20 protein-coding genes and 2 pseudogenes are annotated in these 24,687 nt (G+C 57.4%); 10 read left to right on the top strand and 12 right to left on the bottom strand.

Annotated features, from left to right (window positions below):
* Positions 1-50 precede the first annotated feature (50 nt).
* The 5 genes and pseudogenes from M2401_RS26125 to M2401_RS26110 form a co-directional block, all read right to left on the bottom strand.
* A complete protein-coding gene (locus M2401_RS26125) occupies positions 51-1,430 on the bottom strand; it encodes an OprD family porin (protein ID WP_259107732.1) in 1,380 nt (459 codons plus the stop codon).
* Between the two features lie 183 nt (positions 1,431-1,613).
* Positions 1,614-2,318 carry a methyl-accepting chemotaxis protein gene (locus M2401_RS34755; RefSeq protein ID WP_409033989.1) on the bottom strand — a complete coding sequence of 235 codons (705 nt, stop codon included), beginning with the start codon at positions 2,316-2,318 and terminating at the stop codon, positions 1,614-1,616.
* Positions 2,319-2,468: 150 nt separating this feature from the next.
* A pseudogene (locus tag M2401_RS34750) lies at positions 2,469-2,666 on the bottom strand (HAMP domain-containing protein); the annotation flags it as partial.
* Between the two features lie 553 nt (positions 2,667-3,219).
* Entirely contained in the window at positions 3,220-4,533 is a 1,314-nt protein-coding gene (locus tag M2401_RS26115) for an MFS transporter (protein WP_259107713.1), read from the bottom strand.
* Entirely contained in the window at positions 4,533-5,738 is a 1,206-nt protein-coding gene (locus M2401_RS26110) for a M20 aminoacylase family protein (RefSeq protein ID WP_259107710.1), read from the bottom strand. The genes M2401_RS26115 and M2401_RS26110 overlap by 1 nt, the downstream gene beginning before the upstream one ends.
* 81 nt (positions 5,739-5,819) lie before the next feature.
* Here M2401_RS26110 and M2401_RS26105 point away from each other — a divergent pair, with 81 nt between their 5' ends.
* Positions 5,820-6,797 (top strand): LysR family transcriptional regulator, encoded by a 978-nt coding sequence (locus M2401_RS26105; protein ID WP_259107707.1) that lies wholly within the window; start codon positions 5,820-5,822, stop codon positions 6,795-6,797.
* Between the two features lie 171 nt (positions 6,798-6,968).
* Here M2401_RS26105 and M2401_RS26100 read toward each other — a convergent pair whose 3' ends face one another.
* The 3 genes and pseudogenes from M2401_RS26100 to M2401_RS26090 form a co-directional block, all read right to left on the bottom strand.
* Positions 6,969-7,706: an alpha/beta fold hydrolase gene (locus tag M2401_RS26100; RefSeq protein WP_409033984.1), complete on the bottom strand. Its 738-nt coding sequence runs from the start codon at positions 7,704-7,706 to the stop codon at positions 6,969-6,971.
* Positions 7,707-8,110: 404 nt separating this feature from the next.
* A pseudogene (locus M2401_RS26095) lies at positions 8,111-8,395 on the bottom strand (integrase); the annotation flags it as partial.
* 35 nt (positions 8,396-8,430) lie between these two features.
* Positions 8,431-9,117, bottom strand: coding sequence for a spermidine synthase (locus M2401_RS26090; protein ID WP_259107701.1), 687 nt, complete (start codon positions 9,115-9,117; stop codon positions 8,431-8,433).
* Between the two features lie 472 nt (positions 9,118-9,589).
* Between M2401_RS26090 and M2401_RS26085 the strand changes: the two genes are divergently transcribed.
* The 8 genes from M2401_RS26085 to M2401_RS26050 all read left to right on the top strand — a co-directional run bounded on the left by M2401_RS26085 (position 9,590) and on the right by M2401_RS26050 (position 16,872).
* On the top strand, positions 9,590-10,579 hold the full coding sequence (locus tag M2401_RS26085) for an aldo/keto reductase (protein ID WP_259107699.1): 990 nt from the start codon (positions 9,590-9,592) through the stop codon (positions 10,577-10,579).
* The gene (locus M2401_RS26080; protein WP_259107697.1) at positions 10,576-11,166 is read left to right on the top strand and encodes a flavodoxin; all 591 of its coding nucleotides are present in this window, start codon (positions 10,576-10,578) and stop codon (positions 11,164-11,166) included. The genes M2401_RS26085 and M2401_RS26080 overlap by 4 nt, the downstream gene beginning before the upstream one ends.
* Before the next feature lie 25 nt (positions 11,167-11,191).
* On the top strand, positions 11,192-12,184 hold the full coding sequence (locus M2401_RS26075; RefSeq protein WP_259107695.1) for an aldo/keto reductase: 993 nt from the start codon (positions 11,192-11,194) through the stop codon (positions 12,182-12,184).
* 59 nt (positions 12,185-12,243) lie between these two features.
* Entirely contained in the window at positions 12,244-12,711 is a 468-nt protein-coding gene (locus M2401_RS26070; protein ID WP_259107692.1) for a cupin domain-containing protein, read from the top strand.
* Between the two features lie 228 nt (positions 12,712-12,939).
* On the top strand, positions 12,940-13,713 hold the full coding sequence (locus M2401_RS26065) for a carboxymuconolactone decarboxylase family protein (protein WP_259107690.1): 774 nt from the start codon (positions 12,940-12,942) through the stop codon (positions 13,711-13,713).
* A gap of 127 nt (positions 13,714-13,840) precedes the next feature.
* Positions 13,841-14,785: an alpha/beta fold hydrolase gene (locus M2401_RS26060; RefSeq protein WP_259108037.1), complete on the top strand. Its 945-nt coding sequence runs from the start codon at positions 13,841-13,843 to the stop codon at positions 14,783-14,785.
* Between the two features lie 72 nt (positions 14,786-14,857).
* Positions 14,858-15,898: an alpha/beta hydrolase gene (locus M2401_RS26055; protein ID WP_409033988.1), complete on the top strand. Its 1,041-nt coding sequence runs from the start codon at positions 14,858-14,860 to the stop codon at positions 15,896-15,898.
* 80 nt (positions 15,899-15,978) lie between these two features.
* On the top strand, positions 15,979-16,872 hold the full coding sequence (locus tag M2401_RS26050) for a LysR family transcriptional regulator (RefSeq protein WP_259107685.1): 894 nt from the start codon (positions 15,979-15,981) through the stop codon (positions 16,870-16,872).
* 187 nt (positions 16,873-17,059) lie between these two features.
* On the opposite strand, the gene M2401_RS26045 is transcribed toward M2401_RS26050, so the two are convergent.
* The 4 genes from M2401_RS26045 to M2401_RS26030 form a co-directional block, all read right to left on the bottom strand.
* On the bottom strand, positions 17,060-17,809 hold the full coding sequence (locus M2401_RS26045) for a transporter substrate-binding domain-containing protein (RefSeq protein ID WP_259107681.1): 750 nt from the start codon (positions 17,807-17,809) through the stop codon (positions 17,060-17,062).
* Between the two features lie 15 nt (positions 17,810-17,824).
* Positions 17,825-19,054, bottom strand: a complete 1,230-nt coding sequence (locus tag M2401_RS26040; protein ID WP_259107678.1) for a lactonase family protein — start codon at positions 19,052-19,054, stop codon at positions 17,825-17,827.
* 78 nt (positions 19,055-19,132) lie between these two features.
* Entirely contained in the window at positions 19,133-20,281 is a 1,149-nt protein-coding gene (gene prpF / locus M2401_RS26035) for a 2-methylaconitate cis-trans isomerase PrpF (RefSeq protein WP_259107676.1), read from the bottom strand.
* A gap of 31 nt (positions 20,282-20,312) precedes the next feature.
* Entirely contained in the window at positions 20,313-22,919 is a 2,607-nt protein-coding gene (locus M2401_RS26030) for an aconitate hydratase (protein WP_259107673.1), read from the bottom strand.
* A 309-nt stretch (positions 22,920-23,228) separates the two neighbouring features.
* On the opposite strand from M2401_RS26030, the gene M2401_RS26025 reads away from it, so the two are divergent.
* Positions 23,229-24,584, top strand: coding sequence for a CitMHS family transporter (locus M2401_RS26025; protein ID WP_259108035.1), 1,356 nt, complete (start codon positions 23,229-23,231; stop codon positions 24,582-24,584).
* Positions 24,585-24,687: the final 103 nt, after the last annotated feature.

Genomic DNA, 24,687 nt, shown 5'->3' with positions numbered 1-24,687 from the left:
CCCTGAAACAGGGCCTAAAACCAGAGGAAGTGATAAGCGAAACCGCCCGTTTACATAAAGTTATAGGTGTAGTTGAAGATGATTCGGGTCTGGTCCTGCGAAGACGTACCGGTGTTTTCTCCGTGATAGTTACCCGTGCGGATGGTTGTGCCGAAGCCTTTCAGTAGTCCTGCCTGCACGACGTAGTCCAGGCGCATGTCGCGTTCAGCCTCGTGCAGCTCGCTGCCACCGGCGACCTTGGCTTTGATGTTGTCACCACTCAGATAGGCGAACGAAGCTTTCAAGCCAGGGACCCAGTTACGAAAGTCGTAGGTGTACTGCCCCACATTCACTTGTTCGCCAGCGCGGGAGAAACTGCCGACCATAGCATTGGTGAAGAGGTAGAAATCAGAACCGCCCGCGCCCTGTGCGACAGGATCCACCAAACTGCCCTGGTTGGCCCATACAAAGCCGCCGTCATCGCTGATACCAATATGGCCGAGCATTAACGAGCTGCTGCCTAATTGATAAGTAAACTGGGCGCTGTAAGTTTTATTGTCCACTTCCCCGGCATGTTTTGCATAACCACTATTGTTGTTAAATGCGTAGCCTGCCTGGCCGTTCTTGCCGTCATGGGTGCTGTCGAAATAACGCAGATCAGTCTTGAAGGACTGATCATCGCCCAGGGGGACTACATGAATAAGGCCGAAAAAGTTTTGTTTGTAGAAATTTTCCAGGTCGGCGTAGTAATACTGGACGGTGAGGTTTTTCAGAAGACTGTTGGTACTGCGACCAAACGGCGTGTAGTCGACACCGCCGAAGGTGAAGCTGTCGCTGTCCTTAGTAGCGCCGGCAACAGAAAGCCCCGTAGCGTTACTGGAAGCGCGGCCAGACACCTTATTGATCTCACCTGCGGTAAAGGTCAGGTCGGGAATATCCTTGGAGGTTAAAATGCCGCCCTCATAAGTTTGCGGCGTAACGCGGCTGTCGTTGGACAGCAGAATTGGCAGTGCCGGCGCGAGGGCGCCGCCCACATGCAGTTCGGTCTGGGAAACGCGAAACTTGGCATTGGCGTTGATGCGGCTCCAGTTGTTTGCTGCCGAATCACCGTTGCTTGGGAAAAAGCTATTGGCGTTGCCGTCCAGATGGTGGCCAGTGCCGCCGTCCAAGTGGATCGCTTCGATCGCCTGGGCATCGATACCAAAACCGATGATGCCCTGGGTAAAGCCAGACTTGTAATCGAGCCTTAACGCAGTGGCGGCCTCGCGCTCGTCCGGTGTATGTGCGCCGGTCTTACTTGCTTTATTAGAGCGTACATCGGCATCGTAATACATACTGCGCGAGCCAAGAATTACATGGCTGTCTTCGAGAAAGCCAGCGTTGCCATCGGCAACAACGAATTGCGATAGAACACCAGTTCCCACGGTTACTGCAAGGGTCATTAATTTCATACGGGCTCCTGACTGCGATTGATTATTGGCAGAATTTATTGTGTACATCGGCTCTGACGGCTTTAAATCAGGGTAATAGGTGCGGCGCTCCCAACAGGCTTAAACGCATAGCCTGGAAAGTACTCATGGGTAATTAATTATTCAGGTAAACGGTGATCCGATTGAGCTGTTATTCCTGCGCACTTACAACTGAAACCGCGCCGCCGCACTGCGCAGGACGTTGCTCAGTTCCTCCAGCTGCTGACTGGATGCTGCCGTGGTGGTAGCGGTAGATGAGTTTTTTTCGGTAATGTCACGAATCCGTGTGACGTTGCGGGTTATATCTTGTGCAACGGTGCGCTGTTCCCGGGACGCATGGGCGATCTGCTGATTGCGCTCATGAATGCTCGATACCGCACCAACGATGACCCCAAACGACTCCACAGTTCGTTCGCTGTCGCTTAGGGTTTCCTTGAGCAGAGCCTGACTGCCATGAATACACGTCACGGCATGTTCAGTGCTATCCAGCAATGTATTGATGGTGCTTTCAATATCCTGGGTCGATTGTTGAGTGCGTTGCGCCAGCGCGCGTACTTCACCTGCCACCACGGCAAAGCCACGGCCATGCTCACCCGCCCTGGCAGCTTCGATGGCCGCATTCAGGGCCAGCAGATTGGTGCGCTCGGCGACACTCTTGATCACCCCGACCATGCTGATGATGCTGTCGCTGTTGCGCACCAGAATGTCCATGCTGTGAATCGCCGTTTGCATCGAATCGGCCAATAGCGTGACGCGGTCGCGGCCCTCGCTCACCACCATCAAACCAAGGCTGGTCTGCTGGTCGGCAGACAGCGCCGACGACACGGCGGTTTCTGCATGATTGGCAACGCCCTGGAAACTCACGGCCATTTGCGTCATCGCTGCAGCAACCTGATCGGTTTCAGCCATCTGCAACTTGATGTCGTGCTCGCTTTGGCGCGCGGCCAATGACAGCGCTTTCGCCGAGTCTGACAGCTGGCTGACGCCGCCTTGAATGTGCCCGACTAACTCACGCAGGCTCTGCGACATTTCGCTCATGGCCTCCTGCAGCTGGCCGACTTCGTCACGGCGAAAGGTTTCCACGCGCTCACTCAAATCGCCGGCAGCGATGCGCCTGGCGGAGTTGATGACGGTGTGCAACGAACGCACATTGATGATATCGATGGCGATGCTGGTGCCGGTGGCGAACACCAATGCCAGGCATGCGGCCAGCAGCATGAAATTCTGCAACTCGGCGCTTTGCTCATCAATAGCGGCCTGGTAGGCACTGCGCACCCGACTCAGGCCGTGATTGACGCTGTCGATCAAGCGGTCAAAATTTTGCTGTACGCTTTCGTAACGGCGTTCGGCAGGCGCCTCGCTGATCAACGCTGCAAGGCTGGAGGCAAAACTCTGCAAGGCTTGCGTAGCATCGTCAAGACCTCGTGCCTGACTGGCAGGAACACGGGTTTTGATCGCCACAATATCCTTCAATAAGCGGCTCAGGGCCTGTTGCACGACATCACCGTCGGCAAGGCCCAAGGCAAAATCCTTCTCCAGTGCGAGTATTTGCAACGCACGCACCTCGGCACTGGCGAGCTCGACGACAGGCTTGGCCCGGGTGCTCTGCACTTCGTCAACACCGTAACCGATGGACGCGATGGCGGCGGTCAGGAAAATCACCAACGCCCCGCCAAAAACCACCTTTTTGCCGCTGCTCAAGCTGTTCGTTGCCCGTTGCGTCGTCATATCGGTCCGTGCCTCAGTGAGTGGTGCGATCGCAGTTGCGCAGTCAGTCGAGCATCTTGCCGCCGGTTTCCTTGAGTTTGAACAAAGCAAATAACGATACGCACAGGCACCCGCTCATGTACCAGGCCGGGGCAAGATTATTACCCGTGGCCAGGGTCAGCCAGGTCACTATGGCCTGGGACGAGCCACCGAACACCGTCACCGCGAAGGTGTAGGCGATGGAGATTGCCGTGGCGCGAATGCGCTTGGGGAAGGACTCGCACATCAGTGAATACTGGGGTGAGGAGCCCATGGCGTAAAACACTCCGAGCAGCGCCGCCAGCGGCAGGATCACATAGAGCGTCGGGTAGGCGTTGAAGAGCCAGAATGCCGGATAGAGCAAGGCAATCAACATCAGTTTGCCAATGATCATCGGTAGCCTGCGACGCCCTAAACGATCCGACCATGCCCCCCAGACCGGAGCGAAAATCAGCAATGTCAGCCCTGAAGTGACGCTGATCCAGAGAGCGGTTTTCTGAGGCAGACCCAGATTATGAATCGCATAAGTAGACAGGTAGAAGCTCAGCACATACACCGATACGGTCCCTCCGACAACCATCATGGTTATCAGCGCCAGGCTCCTTTTGTGCTCGGAAAATAGTTCGGCCAGCACCCCGCGCTCGGAAGTCGTGTGACCTTCGTCCGGGAGATTATTGCGCAGATAAAGGCCAACTGGAGCGATCAAGAAACCGATCAAAAACGGAATACGCCAGCCCCAGGCGTTCATATTTTCGGGCGATAACAGGTTGGTGAGCAAAGCCGCAGTGCCCGCACCCAGCACCGTCGCTGCACCCTGACTGGCGAGCTGCCAGCTACCACGAAAACCTCGATTAAGGGATGATCCCCGCTCGATCAAGGTGGATGTCGCCGCGCCGAACTCGCCGCCTTGGGAGAATCCCTGAGTCATACGTGCGATGAGCAGGATGATAGGCGCGGCAATGCCGATTTGGGCGTAAGTCGGTGTGGCCGCAATGGCAAGCGTGCTGAACGCCATCATCATGATGGTCACTGTCAGTGCAGCCTTACGACCGCGCCGATCAGCGAAGGTACTTAGGACCAGGCCGCCCAACGGACGGGTAATGAAACCCACCGCGAAGGTCGAGAGTGCCAACAGCAACGAGGTAGTTTCGTTGTCGGTCGGGAAATAAAGCTTGCCTATGGTGACGGCGAAGAAAGCGAAGACCGTGAAGTCGAAGAACTCAAGCCAGTTGCCAATGACTGCTGCGACCACCGCTCTTTTGTCCGCAGCTGTGCTGACATCTGCTTGTTCGTGAGAGGCGACGGGCTGATCTGGAATTTTTGTACTTATTGAGTTCATCACACTGCTCCTGTAGGCGAGTCGAGAAAGCGTTCCACCAGACGGGACCAAAAGGCAGCGCCGATAGGGAGGTTATGGTCATTGAAGTCGTAGCCCGGGTTATGAACCATGCACCCGTCCTCCCCTTCACCGTTGCCGATGCGCAACATGCAGCCCGGCCTCTGCTGCAACATATAAGCGAAATCCTCGCTGCCCATGATCAAGTCGGTACGGGGAACCACCTGACCCTCGCCAAGCAATTCTTGAGCGACTTTTGTCGCGAAATCCGTTTCAGCCGGACTGTTCACTACCATCGGGTACCCCTCGACATAATCGATTTCAGCCGTGGCGCCGTAGCTTTGCGCCTGGGCATAGACCAAATCGATAATCCGCTGGCGAACCTGCTTGCGAATGGCAGCGTCGAACGTACGCACTCCGAGTTCGAGCCGAGCGGTATCAGGAATCACGTTGGTGGCGGTGCCAGCCTTAAGGACACCGACTGTAATGACGGCTGGCGAGGCGGGATCCAGATTACGTGAGACGATGGTCTGCAATGCCATGACGATGCTCGCCGCCACCACCACCGGATCCACGGCCTGGTGCGGGCGCGCGCCGTGGCCTCCGACACCCTTGATATCGATATACACCTTGTCGCCAGCCGACATGAACACCCCTTCGCGGAACAGCATCACGCCGGGTGCAACGCCGGGATGGTTATGCACTGCAAACACTGCATCGCAGGGAAAACGTTCGAACAGGCCGTCCTTGATCATCGCCTGGGCGCCGCTATTGAACCCACTCTCTTCGGCAGGCTGAAAATACAGCTGCAACGTGCCGGAAAAGTTTCGGGTCCTGGCCAGATATTGCGCCGCGCCCAGCAACATGGCGGTATGTCCGTCATGACCGCAGGCGTGCATTTTTCCGGGATTGCGGCTTGCGTACGGCAGGCCGGTGGCTTCGGTGATCGGTAAGGCGTCCATGTCGGCACGCAGGCCAATACTGCGCCGACCGACACCCACGCTCAGGGTACCGACTACGCCGGTGCCGCCAACGCCGGTGGTCACAGAGAACCCCCATTCGCCTAACAGCCTCGCTACCAGCGCGGCGGTTTCTATTTCCTGATACGCAAGCTCTGGATGTTGATGGATATGGTGACGTATAGCCCTGAGCGTATCGGCCGCAGGCACGAGGTCACTGACCTCGCAGTAGTGTGGGAAAGCGCTCATTTCAGTGTCCTGCGCAGATTTGGCTGAAGATGAGACAAATGTATGGAATGCCATCATGCTTGCAAAGATGGTATTTTTCGCATGAGCTATCCGTTTTATGGATCACCGGTCAAAACCCGAAAGCGAGCGGACAACGTCATGAAGTTGCAGCAGTTACAAGTTTTCATCGCTGTCGCACGAGAGAAAAGCCTGCGCGCCGCCTCTCGCCAGCTGAACCTGGCTCAGCCAAGTGTTACGCGGATCATCCACGAGCTGGAGGAAGATCTCGGCGTGGAACTGTTCAACCGTAGCGTTCGTGGCGTTGACCTGACCGAGTTCGGAGAGGCCTTGCAGCGACGGGCTAGTCAGGTTCTGGAAGACCTGCAGCGCGCTCGCGAAGAGTTGGTGCAGATTCAGGGAAACATGCTCGGAAGGGTAGCTTTTGGTGCCACGTCCTCTATTGCTTTGACGTTGCTTCCCGCCACCATCAAGCGCTTCCGGCAAAAAGCCCCGGACGCAGAACTGATACTGACCGAGGTGAACTTCCGCCAGTCCATGCACCGTTTGCGGGACGGCACCCTGGACCTGATCGCCTCACATGTGCAACCAGGCGTAATCGACGATGATGTCCTGCACAGCATACCGCTGCTCAACACCGATTTCGTGATCATGGCACGCACGGGGCATCCCCTGGCTAATGCACGAACCTTGGCAGATTTGCTGGATGCCGAATGGATCACTCCGATTGCCAGCGATCGCTCACAAACCAGTAACCTGAACACCGCCTATGGCCGAGCAGGACTTCCATTACCAAAACGCATCACGTATTACACGTCGTTCGCGATTGCACTCGGTCTGGTGTGCGACACCGATATGCTGGGATGGTTTTCTCGTCCATTGGCGGCGCGAATTGCATCCTACGGCTTGCAGCAAATCCCGATAGAGATGCCGCTCAATGCATTGCAGATGAGCGTGGTAGTCCGCAAAAATCATCTGCTGACTCCAGTTGCCCGACATTTCATGGAGTGCTTGCAGGAGTCGGCCCTGGAGGTAGCCAAAGGTCTGCCTCGGAACAACTGAGTTGCGGTTTGAAGCGCCAGCACCGTGTATCGGTAAATGATATCCGAGAGCTTGATGGTCCGAGGCGCTCAAGCGCACCTCGCCGAACCGGCGTCGGTGCCAGCGCGGCCCTTTGAACAACTCCGGCCTAAGTGGCGCGAGGTATGATCGAACGCAGCTGACTCGCGATGGTCAGATGGCGGCCTGCGCAATGTCGCGAAGAATGCTCGCAAATGTTACAGGATCCTCGGAACAAGACGTGTGACCCGTATCCAGGACATGAAGCGTGGCCCAGGTAATGCCGCTGGCCATTTCATGAGCGTGAGCAAGCGTGCGCGCCGGATCGTGCTGACCATGAACAACAGCAGTTGGCACGCGCGGCAAAGTGTGCAGAAGCGGGGAAAAATCGATCGATTGCTGGCTGAGAAGAACTTCGATCACGCAGCTGCCGTCCAACCGCTGTGGATATGCATGCACTTGCTCCAACAACGGTGAAGCTGGCAACGTTCGAAAGCAACGCGCAATAAACGCGCTCCAAAATGCCTCCCCCCAGTCGTGCCCTATCCGCTCAACCAACTTCGCAATGTCACCATGACCGCGAGTATTTGCTCCACTATTAGAAAGCACCAACCCCTTGATGCGGGTGGAACCAGATTGCAATTGTTGCAGTGCAACCAGCATGGCAATCGAGGTGCCGAGCGAATGACCCACGAGAATGACCGAAGGCAAGTCGGCAATCGCGTTGCTGACTCGGGAGGCTATCGAATCAAGATCGTGTGGTCCATCACCCTCCAGCCAGCCGAGCCCGATCGCAGGAAGTCCACTGAGCAGTGCCGCCGTCTCGAACACTCGTGGGGAACACATCGCCCCCGGCAGACAAACCAATACGGGTCCGCAATTACTTCCGTCACTTAAGTTTGTTATATGCACGTACTCACTCCGGATCCTTGGGTGTTCTCTTACAGCGCTTACAAGACTGGACTCAAGGCCAATCGCTACGTTACCGGGTATGCGGACCTGATCTATGACCCGGCCAGACGACCGCTGACATCCTGCCACACAGCCATAGGAAAGCTCAGTATTTATAGATCCTCAATCAGGCATCCTGAAAGGTAACTTTCCGCCAATACCGGCCTGCTCCTTGCCGCATAGCCTTATAGACAGTAAGAAGGTCATCGTGAATAAAATATCAGTGAAACTTTCCCACCGAAACCGGGTGGCGTGAGTAAGCAGAACGGTTTGATCAAGACCGGGTTGAAGATAAGCGTTTTGGTGCAACGGGGATTAGAAGGGTTCTCTCCAGGGCCCGTGTGGTTTCAGCATACTGGTGACCTTTCGAACTGCACCGGCCGTTTAGTCTTTTGCTGCATCACAAGAACCCGAGGCGAGACGCGTTGGCCGTGTGAGATGTCGCTAACCCGCAGCTTGGTGAGATCTCACGCACTTAATTTGCTGTCGATGGCCAGATCGAAGAGCGCCTCATCTCTGGTTTTCCCTGTTAGCTGGAGCCTGACTCGAATTTCCCAAATGTCTCTGAGACGGAGCGGAGCTTTCTGCTTTTCGATTGGAATACGGTGATAGGCATGACGTGTCCTCCATATATGTTGAAGGACAAGCATGGACCTCATAGGCAACAAGTTCGGACGTTAAAGGCTTAGCCCTTAAGCTTTTCGGCAATCCAGATGGTGTGCCGGGTGCCTTTGTTGCCGTGGGCAAACACCTGAACTTCTTCAGCCTTGAAGCCGGCCCTCTTCAATTTGTCGGAAAACAGCCGGTCCGCGCTGGCCGACCACACAGCGAGCACGCCTTTGGGCCGCAGGGCCTTGGCGCAAGCGCTCAGGCCAGCGGCGGAATACAGCCAGCTGTTGGCTTTTTGGGTGAGACCTTCGGGGCCGTTGTCGACGTCGAGCATGATCGCGTCAAAGCCTTGCGGTTCGGCTTGCAGCACTTTGGCCACATCTTCCATGCGGATCACCGTGCGAGGGTCGAGCAACGGGCGCCCGGCCTTCTCTCCCAGCGGTCCTCGATTCCACTCGACCACCCCCGGCACCAACTCGGCGACCACGACCTCGGCGGTCGCGCCCAAATGTTTGAGCGCCGATCCCAAAGTGAAGCCCATGCCCAACCCGCCGACCAATACCCGGGAATTGGGCCGGCCGGCGACCTTGCGGCAAGGGATCTCGGCCAGGGCGTCTTCGGAACCGTGCATGCGAGTGTTCATCAACTGCCCGCCATCACCACCCAGGATCTTGATCACGAAGTCTTCGCCGTACTCGAACAGGCATAGGGCTGCGTCGCTTTCGGGGATCGGGGTTGTGTCGAGCAGAACGAAACGTTTCATGGTGAGGTCATCGAGAAAGTAATGAGTGGGGCAATCTGGCGCGGATTAGAGTAGACGTTAGGCCACGAGCAAGGGCAACCGAGAAATTGATGAAGGGCCCATTCTAATGGTCATTGTGTTGGGCGCGCTCTCGATAAGTGGATCGGCTTTGCGTTTGCGCATGCCTCGAATAACAGCTCCGGCCAGCATCTGCCGGATGCCAGGGGATGTATTGGGTCTACTCGCGACCATCGCGCCTAAATGGGTGTCCGGTTTCATTAGACCACTACAGATTCTGTGCCAGAAGGAATTCTGCATGGGGAACTGAGTATGTCCTTGCTAAGAGCGCCTGGGCATGTTTTAGGGCAATGCGCCACCTCCCTCTCTTCTGGGACTGATGAGCAAACCTCATGAACCCTTGCCGATCTACCCGTCTAGTCTCCACTCGTTAGCTGGCTTACTGTTTCCCCAACGCAAACGTTGGGAGATCGAAATGCACAAGCGCACACTCGGAAACAGTTCACTCGAAGTGTCAGCCTTGGGCTTGGGTTGCATGGGCTTGAACCATGGCTACGGCCCGGCGACTGACACGCAACAAGCCATTGCGCTGATCCGTTCGGCGGTTGACCGAGGCGTTACCTTCTTCGACACCGCCGAGGTTTACGGTCCGTACCTGAACGAACAAGTGGTGGGTGAGGCATTGGCGCCAGTTCGCGATCAAGTGGTCATCGCCACCAAGTTCGGCTTCACCTTCGGTGCCGACAATAAGCAGCAGATTCTAAATAGTCGCCCTGAACACATTCGACTCGCCGTCGAAGGCTCATTGCGCCGACTTAAGACCGATTTCATCGATTTGCTTTACCAGCATCGGGTTGACCCGGACGTACAGATTGAAGACGTCGCCGGTGTGGTGAGAGATCTGATTGGCGAAGGCAAGGTCAAGCACTTCGGCCTGTCGGAAGCCGGTGCGCAAACCATTCGCCGTGCACATTCGGTGCAGCCAGTCACGGCGCTGCAAAGCGAATACTCATTGTGGTGGCGTGAGCCTGAGCAGGAAACCCTGCCGACGCTCAAGGAGCTGGGGATCGGCTTCGTGCCGTTTAGTCCACTGGGCAAGGGTTTTCTCACCGGCACAGTAGCGGCCGACGCCACATACGGCAGCGACGATTTTCGCAGCATCGTGCCGCGCTTCAGCCAGTCGGCACTGCAAGCCAATCAAGGGTTGGTGGCTTTGATCCGCCAGATCGCCGCGCAAAAACAAGCGACACCGGCGCAGATTGCGTTGGCCTGGTTGCTCGCGCAGGCGCCGTGGATTGTGCCGATTCCCGGGACGACCAAATTGCATCGCCTGGAAGAAAACCTTGGCGGCGCGGACATCATCCTCGACGCGGCCGAACTCCAGTCCATTGACACCTCACTGGCGCAGATCCGCATCGAAGGCGAGCGTTATCCCGAGGCCCTCAAGGCGCGCGTCGGGCGATGAACAACGATCACGATCCGCTACGGCGCACGGTCATCGCTGCACTGGCGAGCGCACCGCTGCTGTCACTCGCCGATACGCAAAACGCGAGCGAAATACCACGTTCAGGCTCGCGAATTCTGGTCGCGTACTTTTCGCGCTCCGGCAATACCCGCGTGGTCGCCGGCCTCATCCAGCGCAGATTGGGTGCCGACCTGTTCGAGATCCGTCCGGCCAAAGCCTATCCCGAGGATTACCTGCAAACCGTGGAGCGGGCGCGTCAGGAGCGCGACAACGGCTTCGAGCCCGAGCTGGAAAGCAAGGTTCACGCTATGAGCGACTACGAGACGATTTATCTTGGCTTTCCGATCTGGGGTGAGACTACCCCGCCAATCGTGCGTGCTTTTCTGAGCGCTCACGACCTGACTGGCAAAACCCTCATCCCCTTCAACACCCACGGTGGCTACGGCTTGGGCAATAGCCGCAGCGTCCTCGAAAAGCACGCGTCCAAGGCTAAGGTGACGGAAGGTTTTTTGATGGAGGGTGAGCAAGAGCGCAAGACCATGGAGCGCGTGAATGGCTGGCTGAGCGATCACCCTCTCACGCGCTGATCGATTTCTGGATTGGAGAAGCACCATGAAAACACGCACTTTGGGCAACGGCCTGGAAGTTTCCGCATTGGGCCTCGGCTGCATGAGCATGACCTCCGCCTACGGCCCGGCCGCCGACAAACCGAGCATGATCAAGCTGATTCGCTCGGCCCATGAACAAGGCATCACCTTGTTCGACACCGCCGAGGCGTATGGCCCATTCGCGAATGAAGAGTTGTTGGGCGAGGCCTTGCAACCGATCCGCGAACAGGTGGTCATCGCCAGCAAATTCGGTTTCGATATTGACCTGGTGACCGGTGCACGAGGCGGCGGCACCAATAGCCGACCTGACCATATCCGCGCCGTGGCAGAGGCGTCGTTGAAGCGTTTGCGCACTGATCGCATCGACCTGTTTTATCAGCATCGCGTTGATCCGCAAGTGCCGATTGAAGATGTGGCCGGAACCGTCAAGGAGCTGATCGCCGAGGGCAAGGTCAAGCATTTCGGCCTGTCCGAGGCCGGCGTGCAAACCATCCGCCGGGCACACGCCGTGCAACCGCTAGCGGCGGTGCAGAGCGAGTATTCGCTTTTCTGGCGTGGCCCGGAGCATGAACTGCTTGGCGTACTGGAGGAACTGGGTATCGGCTTCGTGCCGTTCAGTCCGCTCGGCGCTGGCTTCCTCACGGGGCAGATCGATGAGAAAACCCAGTTTGACGCCAGCGACTTCCGCAATTTTGTGCCGCGTTTTTCACCTGAAGCGCGCAAGGCCAACCTGGCGTTGGTCGGCGTAGTGAAGGCCGTTGCCGAGCGCAAGCAGGCGACGCCTGCACAAGTCGCACTGGCCTGGTTGCTGGCGCAGAAACCATGGATCGTACCGATCCCGGGCACGACCAAACAACACCGACTGGAAGAGAACCTGGGCGCGATCGAACTGGAACTGACCGGCGACGATCTGCGTGTAATCAATGAGCAGATGGCGCAGATCCAGGTGCACGGTGAACGCTTGCCGGAATCGGCGCTGAAAATGACCGGGCTCTGAGCCTTGCCACCGCTGCGCCGGGCTCGGCGCAGCTTCACTGTCTGACAGGAGTTCATTCGATGAACCGATTGATCGCACCGCTTGTTGCCTTGTCGCTGTTGAGTGCAGAAACCCAGGCCGCCAGCGAAATCCGCATCACCCAGAACGGCGCCCAGCCCTCGATCAAGGGCGCTGCTGAAAACTTCACCGGCGCGGTACGCGTTGATGGCCTGTTCAACGGTGATCTGCCGTCGCGCATCGGCGGCGGCACGGTGACCTTCGAACCCGGTGCGCGCACCGCCTGGCATAGCCATCCGTTGGGGCAAACGCTGATCGTCACTGCCGGGGTAGGCTACGTGCAGCAAGAAGGCGGGCCGCGACAGGAAATCCATCCGGGCGATATTGTCTGGATTCCGCCGCACACCCGTCACTGGCATGGTGCCACCGCCAGTAACGGCATGACCCACATCGCGATTGCAGAAGCCGAGGACGGCAAGACCGTGACTTGGGCAGAGAAAGTCTCGGAGGCGCAATACGCCGACAAATGAAGTTACCGAATGTGTCGAAACCGTAGCGCAGCTCCTTCGCGTTGAGCCATCAAAACTCCTCAAGCCCCCGTATTTGAGCGGCGACGCCAGGTTTCAGCTGCAATTGTAAAAACGACTCATGAGTTCTGCTCAGGAGTCCTTGCGCAATATCGGGGTTAATCACCACAACCGTCCTCCGTACGATCCAGCGACACCGCAGCGACCCCGCAATGCACGGAGCCTTTCACGATGACCACTGACGCAAGCAAGTCCCGCCCCTATCCCGCGCTGATGGTGCTCTGTCTGAGCCTTGGTGTGATGTTCAGTGTTACCACTCAAGCCGCCGAGGCATCGCAAACCATGACCCGCACACAAGCCAGCGCAGAAACGCTGTCGAGCCAACAACAGGCGATTCCCCTGATCGCAGCGTTCATGGCGACCAGTGACATGCCCTCACTCAACGCGGCGCTCAACCAAGGTCTCGATGCCGGCTTGACCATCAGTGAGACCCGGGAAATTCTGGTGCAGCTCTATGCCTACGTCGGCTTTCCGCGCAGCCTCAACGCCCTGAACGAACTGATGACGGTGGTGCAGATGCGCAAGCAACGTGGCATCGAGGATGCACCGGGGCGTGAGCCAAGCCGTGCCACTCCAACCGGTGATGATCTGCTGGCGGCCGGCACGGCAAATCAAACGAAGATTTCCGGTTCCCCGGTCAAAGGCCCGGTGTTCGAGTTCGCTCCGGTGATCAACCGGTTTCTGCAAACCCATCTGTTTGGCGACATCTTCGAGCGCGACAACCTTGACTGGCAAAGCCGCGAACTGGCCACCGTCGGGGCGCTGGCGGCGACGCCGGGTGTGGAATCGCAATTGCGCTCGCACATGCTGGCGAGTCTGCGTGTCGGGCTCAGCGCAGCGCAGTTGCGCCAAGTCATCGAGCAGTTGAAAAAGCACGGCGATGCACAGACCGCCGAACGTGCAAACACGGCGCTGACCCAGGCCCTTGAAGCTTCGGTGAAATAACATGAACCATGCAAAACGCTTGTTCAGCATCACCCTGCTCAGCCTGTTGGCAGCCTGCGCGAACCAGCCCGATGGTTCCGGCCCTTTACTGATTCAGGCGCAAGGCAGCTTCGCCGCCGGTGGAACGATGACCACTGCGCCGGGCATGTTCAACCCGCGCAAGCCGATGGCTCCGGATGGCCAGACCTATCACGGTGACCATGCCTACACCTTCTACCAAATCCCGGTCGATGCCCGGAAACTACCCATCGTCATGTGGCATGGCGCTGGTCAGTTCTCCAAGACCTGGGAAACCACCGCCGATGGCCGCGAAGGCTTCCAGAACATTTTCCTGCGACGCCATTTCGGTGTGTACCTGATCGACCAGCCGCGACGTGGCAATGCCGGCCGCAGCATGGTCGAGGCGACGGTCAAACCGACGCCGGACGAACAACTGTGGTTCAACCAGTTTCGCATCGGCTTGTGGCCCAACTATTTCAACGGCGTGCAAGTTGCCAAGGATGCACAGACGCGCGAGCAATTCTTCCGGGCAATGACACCGAACACCGGGCCGTTCGACATGGGTGTGGTCTGCGAGGGTGTATCGGCGGTCTTCAACAGAATCGGCTCCGGCATCCTGTTCACCCACTCGCAAGGTGGTGGACCGGGTTGGTTGACCGCGATCAAGAACGACAAGGTCAAGGCCATTGTCGCCTTCGAGCCGGGTAGCAGCTTCGTCTTCCCGCAGGGTCAGGTACCCGCGCCGATCCCCAGCGCGTTCGACACGGTGCAGGGTGCGGCCGTGCCAATGGATCAGTTCATGGCGCTCACGCGCATTCCAATCCTGATCGTCTATGGCGACAACATCCCGGAACAAGCCGTCGACTTGCCCGCGCAGGACAGTTGGCGCGCCCGGCTGAAGATGGCCCGGCTCTGGCGCGATGCGGTCAACCAGCACGGCGGTGACGTAAGGCTGATCCATTTGCCGGAGATCGGCATCAAGGGCAATACCCACTTCCCCATGTCCGATTTGAACAACGTGCAGATCGCGGATCTGGTGTCGAGTTTCCTGAAAGAAAAGCATCTGGACTGACCAAGGCTCACATCCCTTTTTCAAACTGCCCTTCTTTTGATTGCTCAGGAGTTTCAAGTGATAAACACCTTTATGAAAGCCACGCTTATGTCGGCGCTGGTTGGCCTTTCTGCGGGCGAAGCCTTTGCTGCGGACTACAAAAAAAACCCATTCACACTGACTTACGACGGCGCCATTACCAAGAACGAGCCCGGCAAGGTCAACATCCATCCGGTCAGCTACAAGTTAAATGGCCTGGACATCGCGGCCAACGTTTACACCCCGGCCAACTACGATGCGAAGAAGGTCTACCCGACCGTCGTGGTTGCGCATCCGAACGGTGGCGTCAAAGAGCAAGTCGCCGGACTGTATGCCCAGCGACTGGCTGAACAGGGCTACATCACGATCACCGCCGATGCGGCCTACCAGGGCGCTAGTGGCGGACAGCCTCGCAGCATCGACAAGCCGGCGTATCGCATCGAAGACATCCATGGCATGGCCGACTTCATTACCCAGTACGCGGGGGTTGATAGCAAACGCCTGGGCTTGCTCGGCATCTGCGGCGGCGGTGGCTATTCGTTGGCCGCCGCGCAAACCGACAAACGCTTCAAATCGCTGGCAACCATTAGCATGTTCAACTCCGGTCGGGTGCGTCGCAACGGCTACAACGACTCGCAACTGGATACCATCCAGCAACGCCTGCAACAGGCTCGCGCTGCACGCGCTCAGGAGGCGGCTGGTGGCGCGGTGCTCTATTCGGGTGACGCCAACCTCACCGACGAGCAGATCGCCAAGCTGCCCTTCGAACTGTACCGCCAGGGCTACGAGTACTACTGGAAAACACACGCGCACCCGAACTCGACCTTTAAGTACACCACCAGCAGCCTACTGGATTTGATGCGTTTCGACGCCACCAACCAGATCGAGCTGATCAATCAACCATTGCTGATGATCGCTGGCAGCAAAGCCGACAGCCTTTACATGACCCAAGATGCTTTCCCTAGGGCCACGGGTACGAAAGACAAGGAACTGTTCATTATCGACGGCGCCACGCACATCGAAACCTATTGGGTTCCCAAGTATGTGGACGCTGCACTTGGCAAGTTGACGCCGTTCTACGCACGTACCTTGTGATGGTCTCGTTGGGGTCGCGCATCCATGCGGAACCTGTTTTCATAGAATAATCACACGCTCCCCATGAGAGGCTCTCATCAATGTCACGCGCCAATCTCAACGACCTGCAAGCCTTCGTGGTCATTACCCGCGAAGGCAGCTTCACCCGCGCGGCGGCACAGCTGGGTGTCTCGCAGTCCGCGCTGAGCCACACCATGCGCGCACTCGAAACCCGGCTTGGGGTTCGTCTGCTGACCCGTACCACACGGAGCGTCTCCCCCACCGAAGCTGGCCAGCGGCTTTATCAATCCATGGCGCCGCGTTTTGACGAGATTGAACTGGAACTGGCAGCGGTCAGCGAGTTTCGTGACACCCCGGCAGGGAACGTGCGGATTCAAGCGTCCGAACATGCAGCCAACAATATTCTATGGCCCAAGTTGCTGAAGGTGCTTCCCGACTATCCGGACATCAAGGTCGAAATCACCGTCGACTACGCACTCTCCGACATCGTCGCGCAGCGTTATGACGCAGGGGTACGGCTTGGGGACCAAGTCGCCAAGGACATGATTGCCGTTCCTATCGGGCCGTCCTTGCGCATCGCGGTCGTGGGCTCACCCGAGTATTTCAAACAGCGCCCAGTGCCGAAGGTGCCGGGTGATCTGGCCGCACACAATTGCATCAATCTGCGCCTGCCCACCCATGGAAGCCTGATGCAATGGGATTTTGAAAAGGATGGTCACGAACTCAAGGCGCGCGTTGAAGGACAATGGACGTTCAACAGCAGCGTGCCGATTCTGCGTGCTGCCGTTGCGGGATGTGGGTTGGGTTTCCTTCCGGAAGATATGGTTGCCAAGGAGATTTCCGAGGGAAGCCTTGTGCGAGTGTTGGAAGATTGGTGCCAACCCTTTGCCGGTTACCATCTCTATTATCCCAATCGCCGTGAACATTCATCTGCGTTTGGCGTTGTAGTTGAAGCGTTGCTCTACAAGTGCTGAGTCATCGACCATCAAGCCGTCTCAATGTTTACCCCCGCCTCACAAGCACGCGGTTAAGCATATGCTTTGGATCGATTGCAGTCGTGGACGAACGGCTGCAATGGGTCGAAAGTTGTCAGTCTCAGGTAAGAGAGAGGCATTTTATCGACAGATCCGCAATTCAACGCGCTCGATAAAAGCTTCAGGGTCATGGACGGAGAACCGAAGAGGGCGACGCAACCCGAGCTTCCTGTTCGCCGCTTTCGCTGAGCGCCTTGGCGACAAATCCGCTGCGAAGGCACTGATCGATGAATTGCTGCAGATACTGCGCGGCAACTACTCTTCCTTTCGGAACAGCCATGGCTTGCCGGATTTCAGTGAAGTTGTCCTGGAGGACTCTGACGCCTGAGGCCGTCCTCGCGAAACGCTCCAGCGGCTGGCGAACGCCTGCCGCCGCTTCCAACCCCAACTCCATGAAGGTATCGACTGCGCCGGCGGAGGTAGTAGCCCTGATGAGCTCGGCATTCTTCAATGTTCGCGACAAGTACAGGTCGTAGGCCGCGCCCTTACCCACTGCAATTCTGCAGCCGTCGGTATCCAGGTCAGAAGCGCGTTGGAACTTGCTCTGGGTTTTTACCAGGTAGGTTCCATCGATACAGACGTACGGATGCGTGAAGCAAATTTTCTCAGCCCTGACCGGCTCAATGGCAAGAAACGCGAGATCCCACCCCTGCTCTTCCAGCGCAACGAAAACTTTGCCGGCAGCGTCATATGGCGTCAGGGAGATGGCAATCTCGAGTTCGTCAGCGAGCGCGTATGCCAATGCAACCGACACACCCGAGAGAACCCCGGTATGTTCATCACGCTGTGCCAGGACTGGATTACCGAGATTGATCGCAACCCGCAGCTCTCCATGGGGAGCCAAGTCCTTTCGTACAGCAGCAAGATCAAATTCCACAGCTACTCGCTCCTTTCAGTTGACGGTTTTAAAAATCATGCACACCGGACTGCCGGTCTTGATGACCTGCCCATTCAACGTTAGCGCCCCCGAGTTCTGGTCAACGTCGAAACTCACAATGGTGTCGGACTCTTCGTTAGCAACAAAAAGGCGCGAGCCATCTGGGGTCAGGTTCATGAAGCGAGGTTTGCGACCTTGCGACGACGTATGCCCTTTGGCAGTAAACGCACCGCCTTGTTCGAGCGAGAAGGTCGCCACAGTGTCGTGGCCTCGGTTCGACACATAGAGGTATTTTCCGGAAGGCGCCATCACGATTGCCGCTGCACGGCTGTTACCCGTGAAATCAGACGGCAATGTGGAGACAATTTCCTGCGGCGTCAGCGCGCCCTGCTCAGGATCATAGGCATAGCCCGTCACGCTGCTATCGAGTTCGTTCACGACATAGGCGTTTTTGCCGCTCGGCGTGAATACGACATGGCGCGGGCCAGACCCTTCGCGAGCCTTGATCATGCTGACTTGTGTAGCTTCGTACCTGGCGTTGTTTTGCTGTACACGATAAACAAAGACGCCATCCAGACCTTTGTCAGGGACGACGACAAACCGTCCAGAAGGATCAAATGGAATCATGTGCGGGTGGGAGCTGCTTTGCTCAACTTTATGAGGCCCGGGTTCTCCAGGCAGTGACTCCAGATGCGCCAGCTCGCCCAGTCTTCCGTCTTCTTGAATTGGGAAAATTGCAAAGCTGCCCGTGGCGTAGTTGGCAACGGCTAAAAATGTGTTGGTCGGATCAACACTAAGGTGAACAGGGTTCTTACCTTGGGTACCGACTGTATTGAGCTTGGTCAGCTCACCGGTTTTGGCATCAATGGCGAAAGAGCTCACCTCGCTTAGATCACCATGCACACAATACAGATGGGTCTGTGACTGATCGAAGGTCAGAAACGACGGGTTCATCAGATCATTGAGCGTTTGAATCAGCGTGCAAGCGCCAGTTTCAGGCACATAACGGTACACAGTAATACCGACGCCACGGGCGTTGCGCTCTTTGCTCGTGCGTGATCCAACGTAAGCAAACCGAGGTGTCTGCGATGGTGTGTTATTCGTCATTTTGCTTTCATCACCGGTAGAAGCGGCATGTGCCGGGAGGGTGAGGCCACCAGCCAATACACCCCCTGCAGCCGCGGCAGAGAGCTGTATGAAATGACGGCGGAGCATCGCGTGACGCGTAAATCCGGATGAATTCATGGTGTAAATCTCTGTTGTTTTTATTATCGAGCATGGCTGTCGTCACGCCGAACCAGCTTCGACATGACGACGGTTCCATCAGATCGTTTCAGGAATGCAAACCCAGCCTTCCATCAAGCGCCGGGCACTGCGGCTCATCACTGCTTTCTCGACTGTCCAGGCACCCTCTTCCAGAACTGTCTTGGCTCCCACCGCAACGCTACCTGCGGTGTGGCCCATACGAACCTGGCGATCGCCGATGTCGCCAACGATACGGTTTACCAGCGTGCCATCGAGCGCTGCCGCGACGGCAACAGCGACCGCACCAGTACCCGTGATCGCGTGATGTAGCTTGCCCATCGACAAGATCCTGGCGATCACGTCGATATCATCGGGCTCGACGAACTTGCCACCTGCGGCCTGATAAGCCTGAGGTTTGGCTACGAAGCACAGCTTGGGCGTGTGAGGACGCAGACGGGTCGCCTCTTCGGCACTCGCTGCCAGCCCCATGGCGACGGTGCAGTGAGCGCGGATCGTTTCGCAGCGGGCGAGCAGTTCAGCATCGCCATTGACTTGATCCTGCGTTTCGGTGCCTGTCAGGCCTACCGTCTCAGCATCAATGAAGATGGTCGGGTTCCCGGCGTTCAACAACGTGACGGGTAGCTTGCCAACGCCTGGAATATCCAGCTCGTCGATGGCGTTCCCGGTAGGAAGAATGCTGCCGTCCGAGCCGCCTGGATTGAGAAACTCCAGCACGACTTCAGCAGCAGGAAACGCAACACCGTCGAGCACGAACTCACCTTCTTCCTGAACCTCGCCGTTGCGCATGGGGACGTGCGCAATGATGCGTTTCTGGATATTGGCCTGCCAGATACGGACGACGGCGATGCCATCACGAGGAGCATCCACCAGGCCTTCAGAGATCGCGTAAGGCCCCACAGCCGAGCTCAGGTTGCCGCAGTTACCCGACCAGTCAATAACCGGCGTCTCGATGGCCGGAGCCCCGAACAGGTAATCCACGTCGCAATCTTCACGGTGGGACTTGCCGATAATCACGACTTTGCTGGTACTGGAGGTCGCACCGCCCATACCGTCGATCTGCTTGCCGTAGACATCCGGGCTGCCGATCACACGGAGCAGAATGGCATCTCGTTCTGCGCCGGCAGACGGCAGATCCTTATCGAGAAAGAACACGCCCTTGCTGGAGCCGCCACGCATGTAAACGGCTGGAATACGTCTTTGAGTCATTTGATATCTCCTGCGACAAATCGGCGCTGCATCAGTTGGCGGATGCGCTTTTCATGCTTTCGATCAGCAGCTGGGGCAGCAGCCCACCGCTGCGGAAGTAGCGAACGTCCTCGAAGGTATCCAGGCGGCTCACCACCGTGACTCGCTCGGTGTCACCATTTTCGCGCTCGATCACCAGAGTGACTTTGGCGCCTGGCTGGAAGTCGTCACCAATGCCCTCGACGCTGAACATTTCGCGACCGTTCAACCCAAGGCTTTGGCGCGATACACCTGCCTCAAACTGCAGGGGAAGAATGCCCAGGCCAGCCAGGTTGGTACGATGGATACGCTCGAAGCTTTCCGCGACCACGACACGGACGCCCAGCAGGCGCGGGCCCTTGGCTGCCCAGTCGCGGGAGGAACCGCTTCCGTATTCCTTACCGGCAACGACGATCAGCGACTGCTTGCGATCCGCGTAGAGCTCAGCGGCCTGGAAGATCGTGGTGACTTCTTTCTCGGGCAACAGCAGAGTCCATGGGCCTTCGCGACCATCTTCGAGCAGCTCGTTCTTCAGACGTGGGCTGGCGAAGGTCGCACGCTGTGCCGCCTCGTGGTTACCACGACGAGTGCCGTAGGAGTTGAACTCAGCAACAGCGATACCGTGGGACTGCAGATATTGACCCGCATCACTTTCAGGCAGGATCGCACCCGATGGGGAGATATGGTCGGTGGTGATGTTGTCCGAGAGCATGGCCAGCACGCGCATGTTGCTGAGATCTTTGCGGGTATCAGTAGCCGTGACCGCGTCGCTCCAGTACGGAGGCTTACGGATGTAGGTGCTGCTAGCCTGCCAGGCATATTGGTCGCTGACGCCTGCACGCAAGTCGCTGGCAATCAAACCGGCTTCACGAGGGATATCTTCGTAGGCCTTGTCGAACAGATCTGCGGTGAGATTGTCGGCTTCGATTCGAGTCAGCTCTTCGTCACTTGGCCACAGCTCGTGCAGGTAAACGGGTACACCATTCTCATCCAGGCCCAGCGCATCTTTCTCCGGATCGATCAGGTAGGTGCCAGCAATTGCGTAGGCAACGATCAGTGGCGGCGACATGATGAATACTTCGCGAGCCAATGGGTGAACCCGACCTTCGAAGTTACGGTTACCCGAGGTCGCAGCCACGGTTTCCAGCTTGCGGGTGCGGATATCTTCTTCGATCTCAGGGCTGAGCAGTGGCCCGGACATACCGTTACAGGTGGTGCAGCCGTAGCCGACCAGGTTGAAGCCTAAGGCGTCGAGATCTTCGTTGAGCCCGGAACGCTCAAGGTAATCAGAGACAACCATCGAGCCAGGCGCAAAGGACGTCTTGACCCAAGGAGCACGCTTCATGCCACGTTTGCGGGCGTTTCGCGCAACCAGGCCAGCGGCGATCACGCCGCGTGGATTGGAGGTATTGGTGCAGCTGGTGATAGCCGCGAGCACTATCGAGCCGTTGTCCAAGCCAACCGGGAGATTGGTGGCGGGTGCTTTTTGACCCAATACAATTCGTTGATGGGGTTGCTTAGGCCCGGCAATCGAGCGGGCCACAGAGCTGAGATCCAGCGTTACGACGCGGTTGTACTCAGCATCACCAAGGCTGTCATGCCACAAGCCTTGAGCCCGGGCATAGGCCTCCGTCAGGCCGGAAATCTGGCCACCACGCCCAGTCATGCGCAGGTAGTGCAGAGTGCGATCATCAATCGCGAACATCGCTGCAGTGGCGCCGAACTCAGGCGCCATGTTGGACAACGTGCCACGGTCGGCCAGCGACAGTTGTGCCACGCCTGGGCCGAAGAACTCCAGAAACGAACCGATCACGCCCGCCTTGCGCAACTGCTCGGTCAGAGCCAGCGCAATATCGGTTGCCAGGTAGCCCTGCGGCAGCGTGCCTTCCAGACGCACACCGACAATCTCCGGCAGACGCAGCATCAGCGATTTACCCAGCATTGCCGCTTCAGCTTCAATACCCCCCACACCCCAGCCCAGTACGCCAATGGCATTGATCATGGTGGTGTGGCTATCGGTACCGACCAACGTATCCGGGAATGCCCATAGCTCGCCGTCACGGCGCTGAGTACCCACAACCGTTGTCAGGCGTTCCAGGTTGATCTGGTGAAGGATGCCTTTGCCCGAAGGAATGATCGACAGGTTGCTGAATGCTTTGTTGCACCAGTCCAGGAACTGGAAACGTTCGGCGTTGCGCTCACGCTCAATGGCTTCGTTATCGGCGAGCGCACTGGCATCGCCCCATCGCTCAACGTTGAGTGAGTGGTCCACTACCAGGTGAGTCGGGGTGACCGGGTTGACCAAGCGTGGGTTGCCACCTTTCTCGGCAACAGCATCACGCAGCCCGGCGAGATCAACCAACGCAGGCGTACCCAGCAGATCCTGCAGGACGACACGGGCTGGCCGGAAAGGAATATCGAACTCTTTGGAGCGGGCGCAGATGACTTTGAGCGCGGCTTCAGGGTCAGCCTCACCCCGCAAAACGTTCTCGGCAAGGATTCGCAAGCTGTAGGGCAGCTTTGCGTAATTACCGCCCAGATCAGTCACGACCCCACGAATGTCGCTGACACGGTACTCGATTCCGTTTGCGCAAACGGTTTGACCCTTTGACTCAGGCATTGGCTAATCCTCACAGGCTATACAGGCAATGTTTTTGTGAGGGCGATATTGTACTTTGTAATGATATAGGTCAATGTTGATTCATCCGATTCGTTCAACCAATGCGATCGGACGTACCCAACCCTTGAGTTCTACTGTGCACAGTCGCGACAGCGGCACGGCGCCAGTCAGGTACGGTAGAAAAATAAACATAAGAAAATTGAGGCCCACCATGACCCAGCTCTCGCACTCTGAATCCGTTCGACCTCCCTCCCCCCTCGAGCCTGTCTCGACCTGAATCACGCCGGCTACCTTGCAGCTGCCTGGCTGATAGCCCCCCACAAATTCAAGAAAAAAGGGAGTTCGACCGTGCTGACAATCCTCGGCTTTTCGATGGTCATCTGTTTCATGTACCTGATCATGACCAAACGCCTTTCGGCGTTGATCGCTCTGATCCTGATCCCCATCCTGTTCGCCCTGATGGGTGGGCACTACGCCGGTTTGGGCGGGATGATGCTCGACGGCGTGAAAACGCTGGCCCCAACCGGCGTCATGCTGACCTTCTCGATCCTGTACTTCGGGATCATGATTGACGCAGGGCTTTTCGATGGGCTGGTGCGCTTCATTCTGAAGCTCGTGAAAGGCGACCCGTTGAAGGTTCTGGTCGGCACAGCCGTACTGACTATGCTGGTGTCGCTGGACGGTGACAGCTCAACCACCTACATGATTGCGTGTGCAGCCTTTCTGCCGCTGTATCAGCGCCTGGGTATGAGCGTTCTGGGTATGACGTGCCTGGTCAACATCGCCAGCGGCATCATGAACATCTCTCCATGGGGCGGCCCTACCGCACGCGCAGCGGCTGCTCTGCATGTTGATGCCATGGACATCTTCGTACCGATGATCCCTGGAATGCTGATCGGTGCTGCCTGCCTGGTGTTTACCGCCGTGATCCTGGGGCGAAAGGAACGCGCGCGTCTTGGCATCATTCACCTGGATGATTTCCACAACGGATCGATGGCACTCGGGAACGGTTCTGCTGAAGAGTGTGACGGTAACCGCCGTCCGCAGATGTTCTGGCCGAACCTGATCCTGACGCTGGCCTTGATCACTTGCTTGATCCTCGGCGCTATGCCGATCCAGATACTGTTCATGGTCGGCTTTGCCATCGCGATCATGCTCAACTATCCAAAAATCGAGGATCAGAAAGCCCGAATTGCGGCTCATGCAGCCAACGTACTGGCGGTAACGGCAGTCATCTTCGCTGCAGGTATCTTCACTGGAATCCTGTCGGGCACCGGCATGGTGGACTCAATGGCCAAGAGCCTGCTGCACGTGATTCCACCGAGCTTCGGGCCATTCCTTGCAGTTTTCACCGCTGTAGTCAGCCTGCCGTTTACTTTTTTCATGTCGAACGACGCGTTTTACTTCGGCATCCTGCCGGTGATAGCTCAAACCGCGGCGCAGTACGGCATTACGCCATTGGAGATTGCTCGCGCGTCCGTCGTTGGCCAACCGGTACACCTGTTGAGCCCCCTCGTGCCCTCGCTCTATCTGCTGGTTGCCTTGGCCAAGGTCGACCTGGGCGATCACCAGCGATTCGCGCTGAAATGGGCCATTCTCGCAAGCTTCGGATTGTTCGTGGGGGGCGTACTGTTCGGCGCTTTCCCGTTCTATCAGGTTCGCTAAGCAGGTATTGCGTGCTCAAAACACATCGGCGGGGATCAGCAAAATGGTCTCTGCCGCTGCATATAATGACGCGCTAGAATGGCAGGCCTCTGGTTCAGCTCTT

The sequence above is a fragment of the Pseudomonas sp. JUb42 genome (assembly GCF_024807945.1).
Taxonomy (GTDB): Bacteria; Pseudomonadota; Gammaproteobacteria; order Pseudomonadales; family Pseudomonadaceae; genus Aquipseudomonas.
The sequence above is the reverse complement of the archived record's forward strand: the minus strand, read 5'-3'. Positions and strand labels throughout refer to the sequence as shown.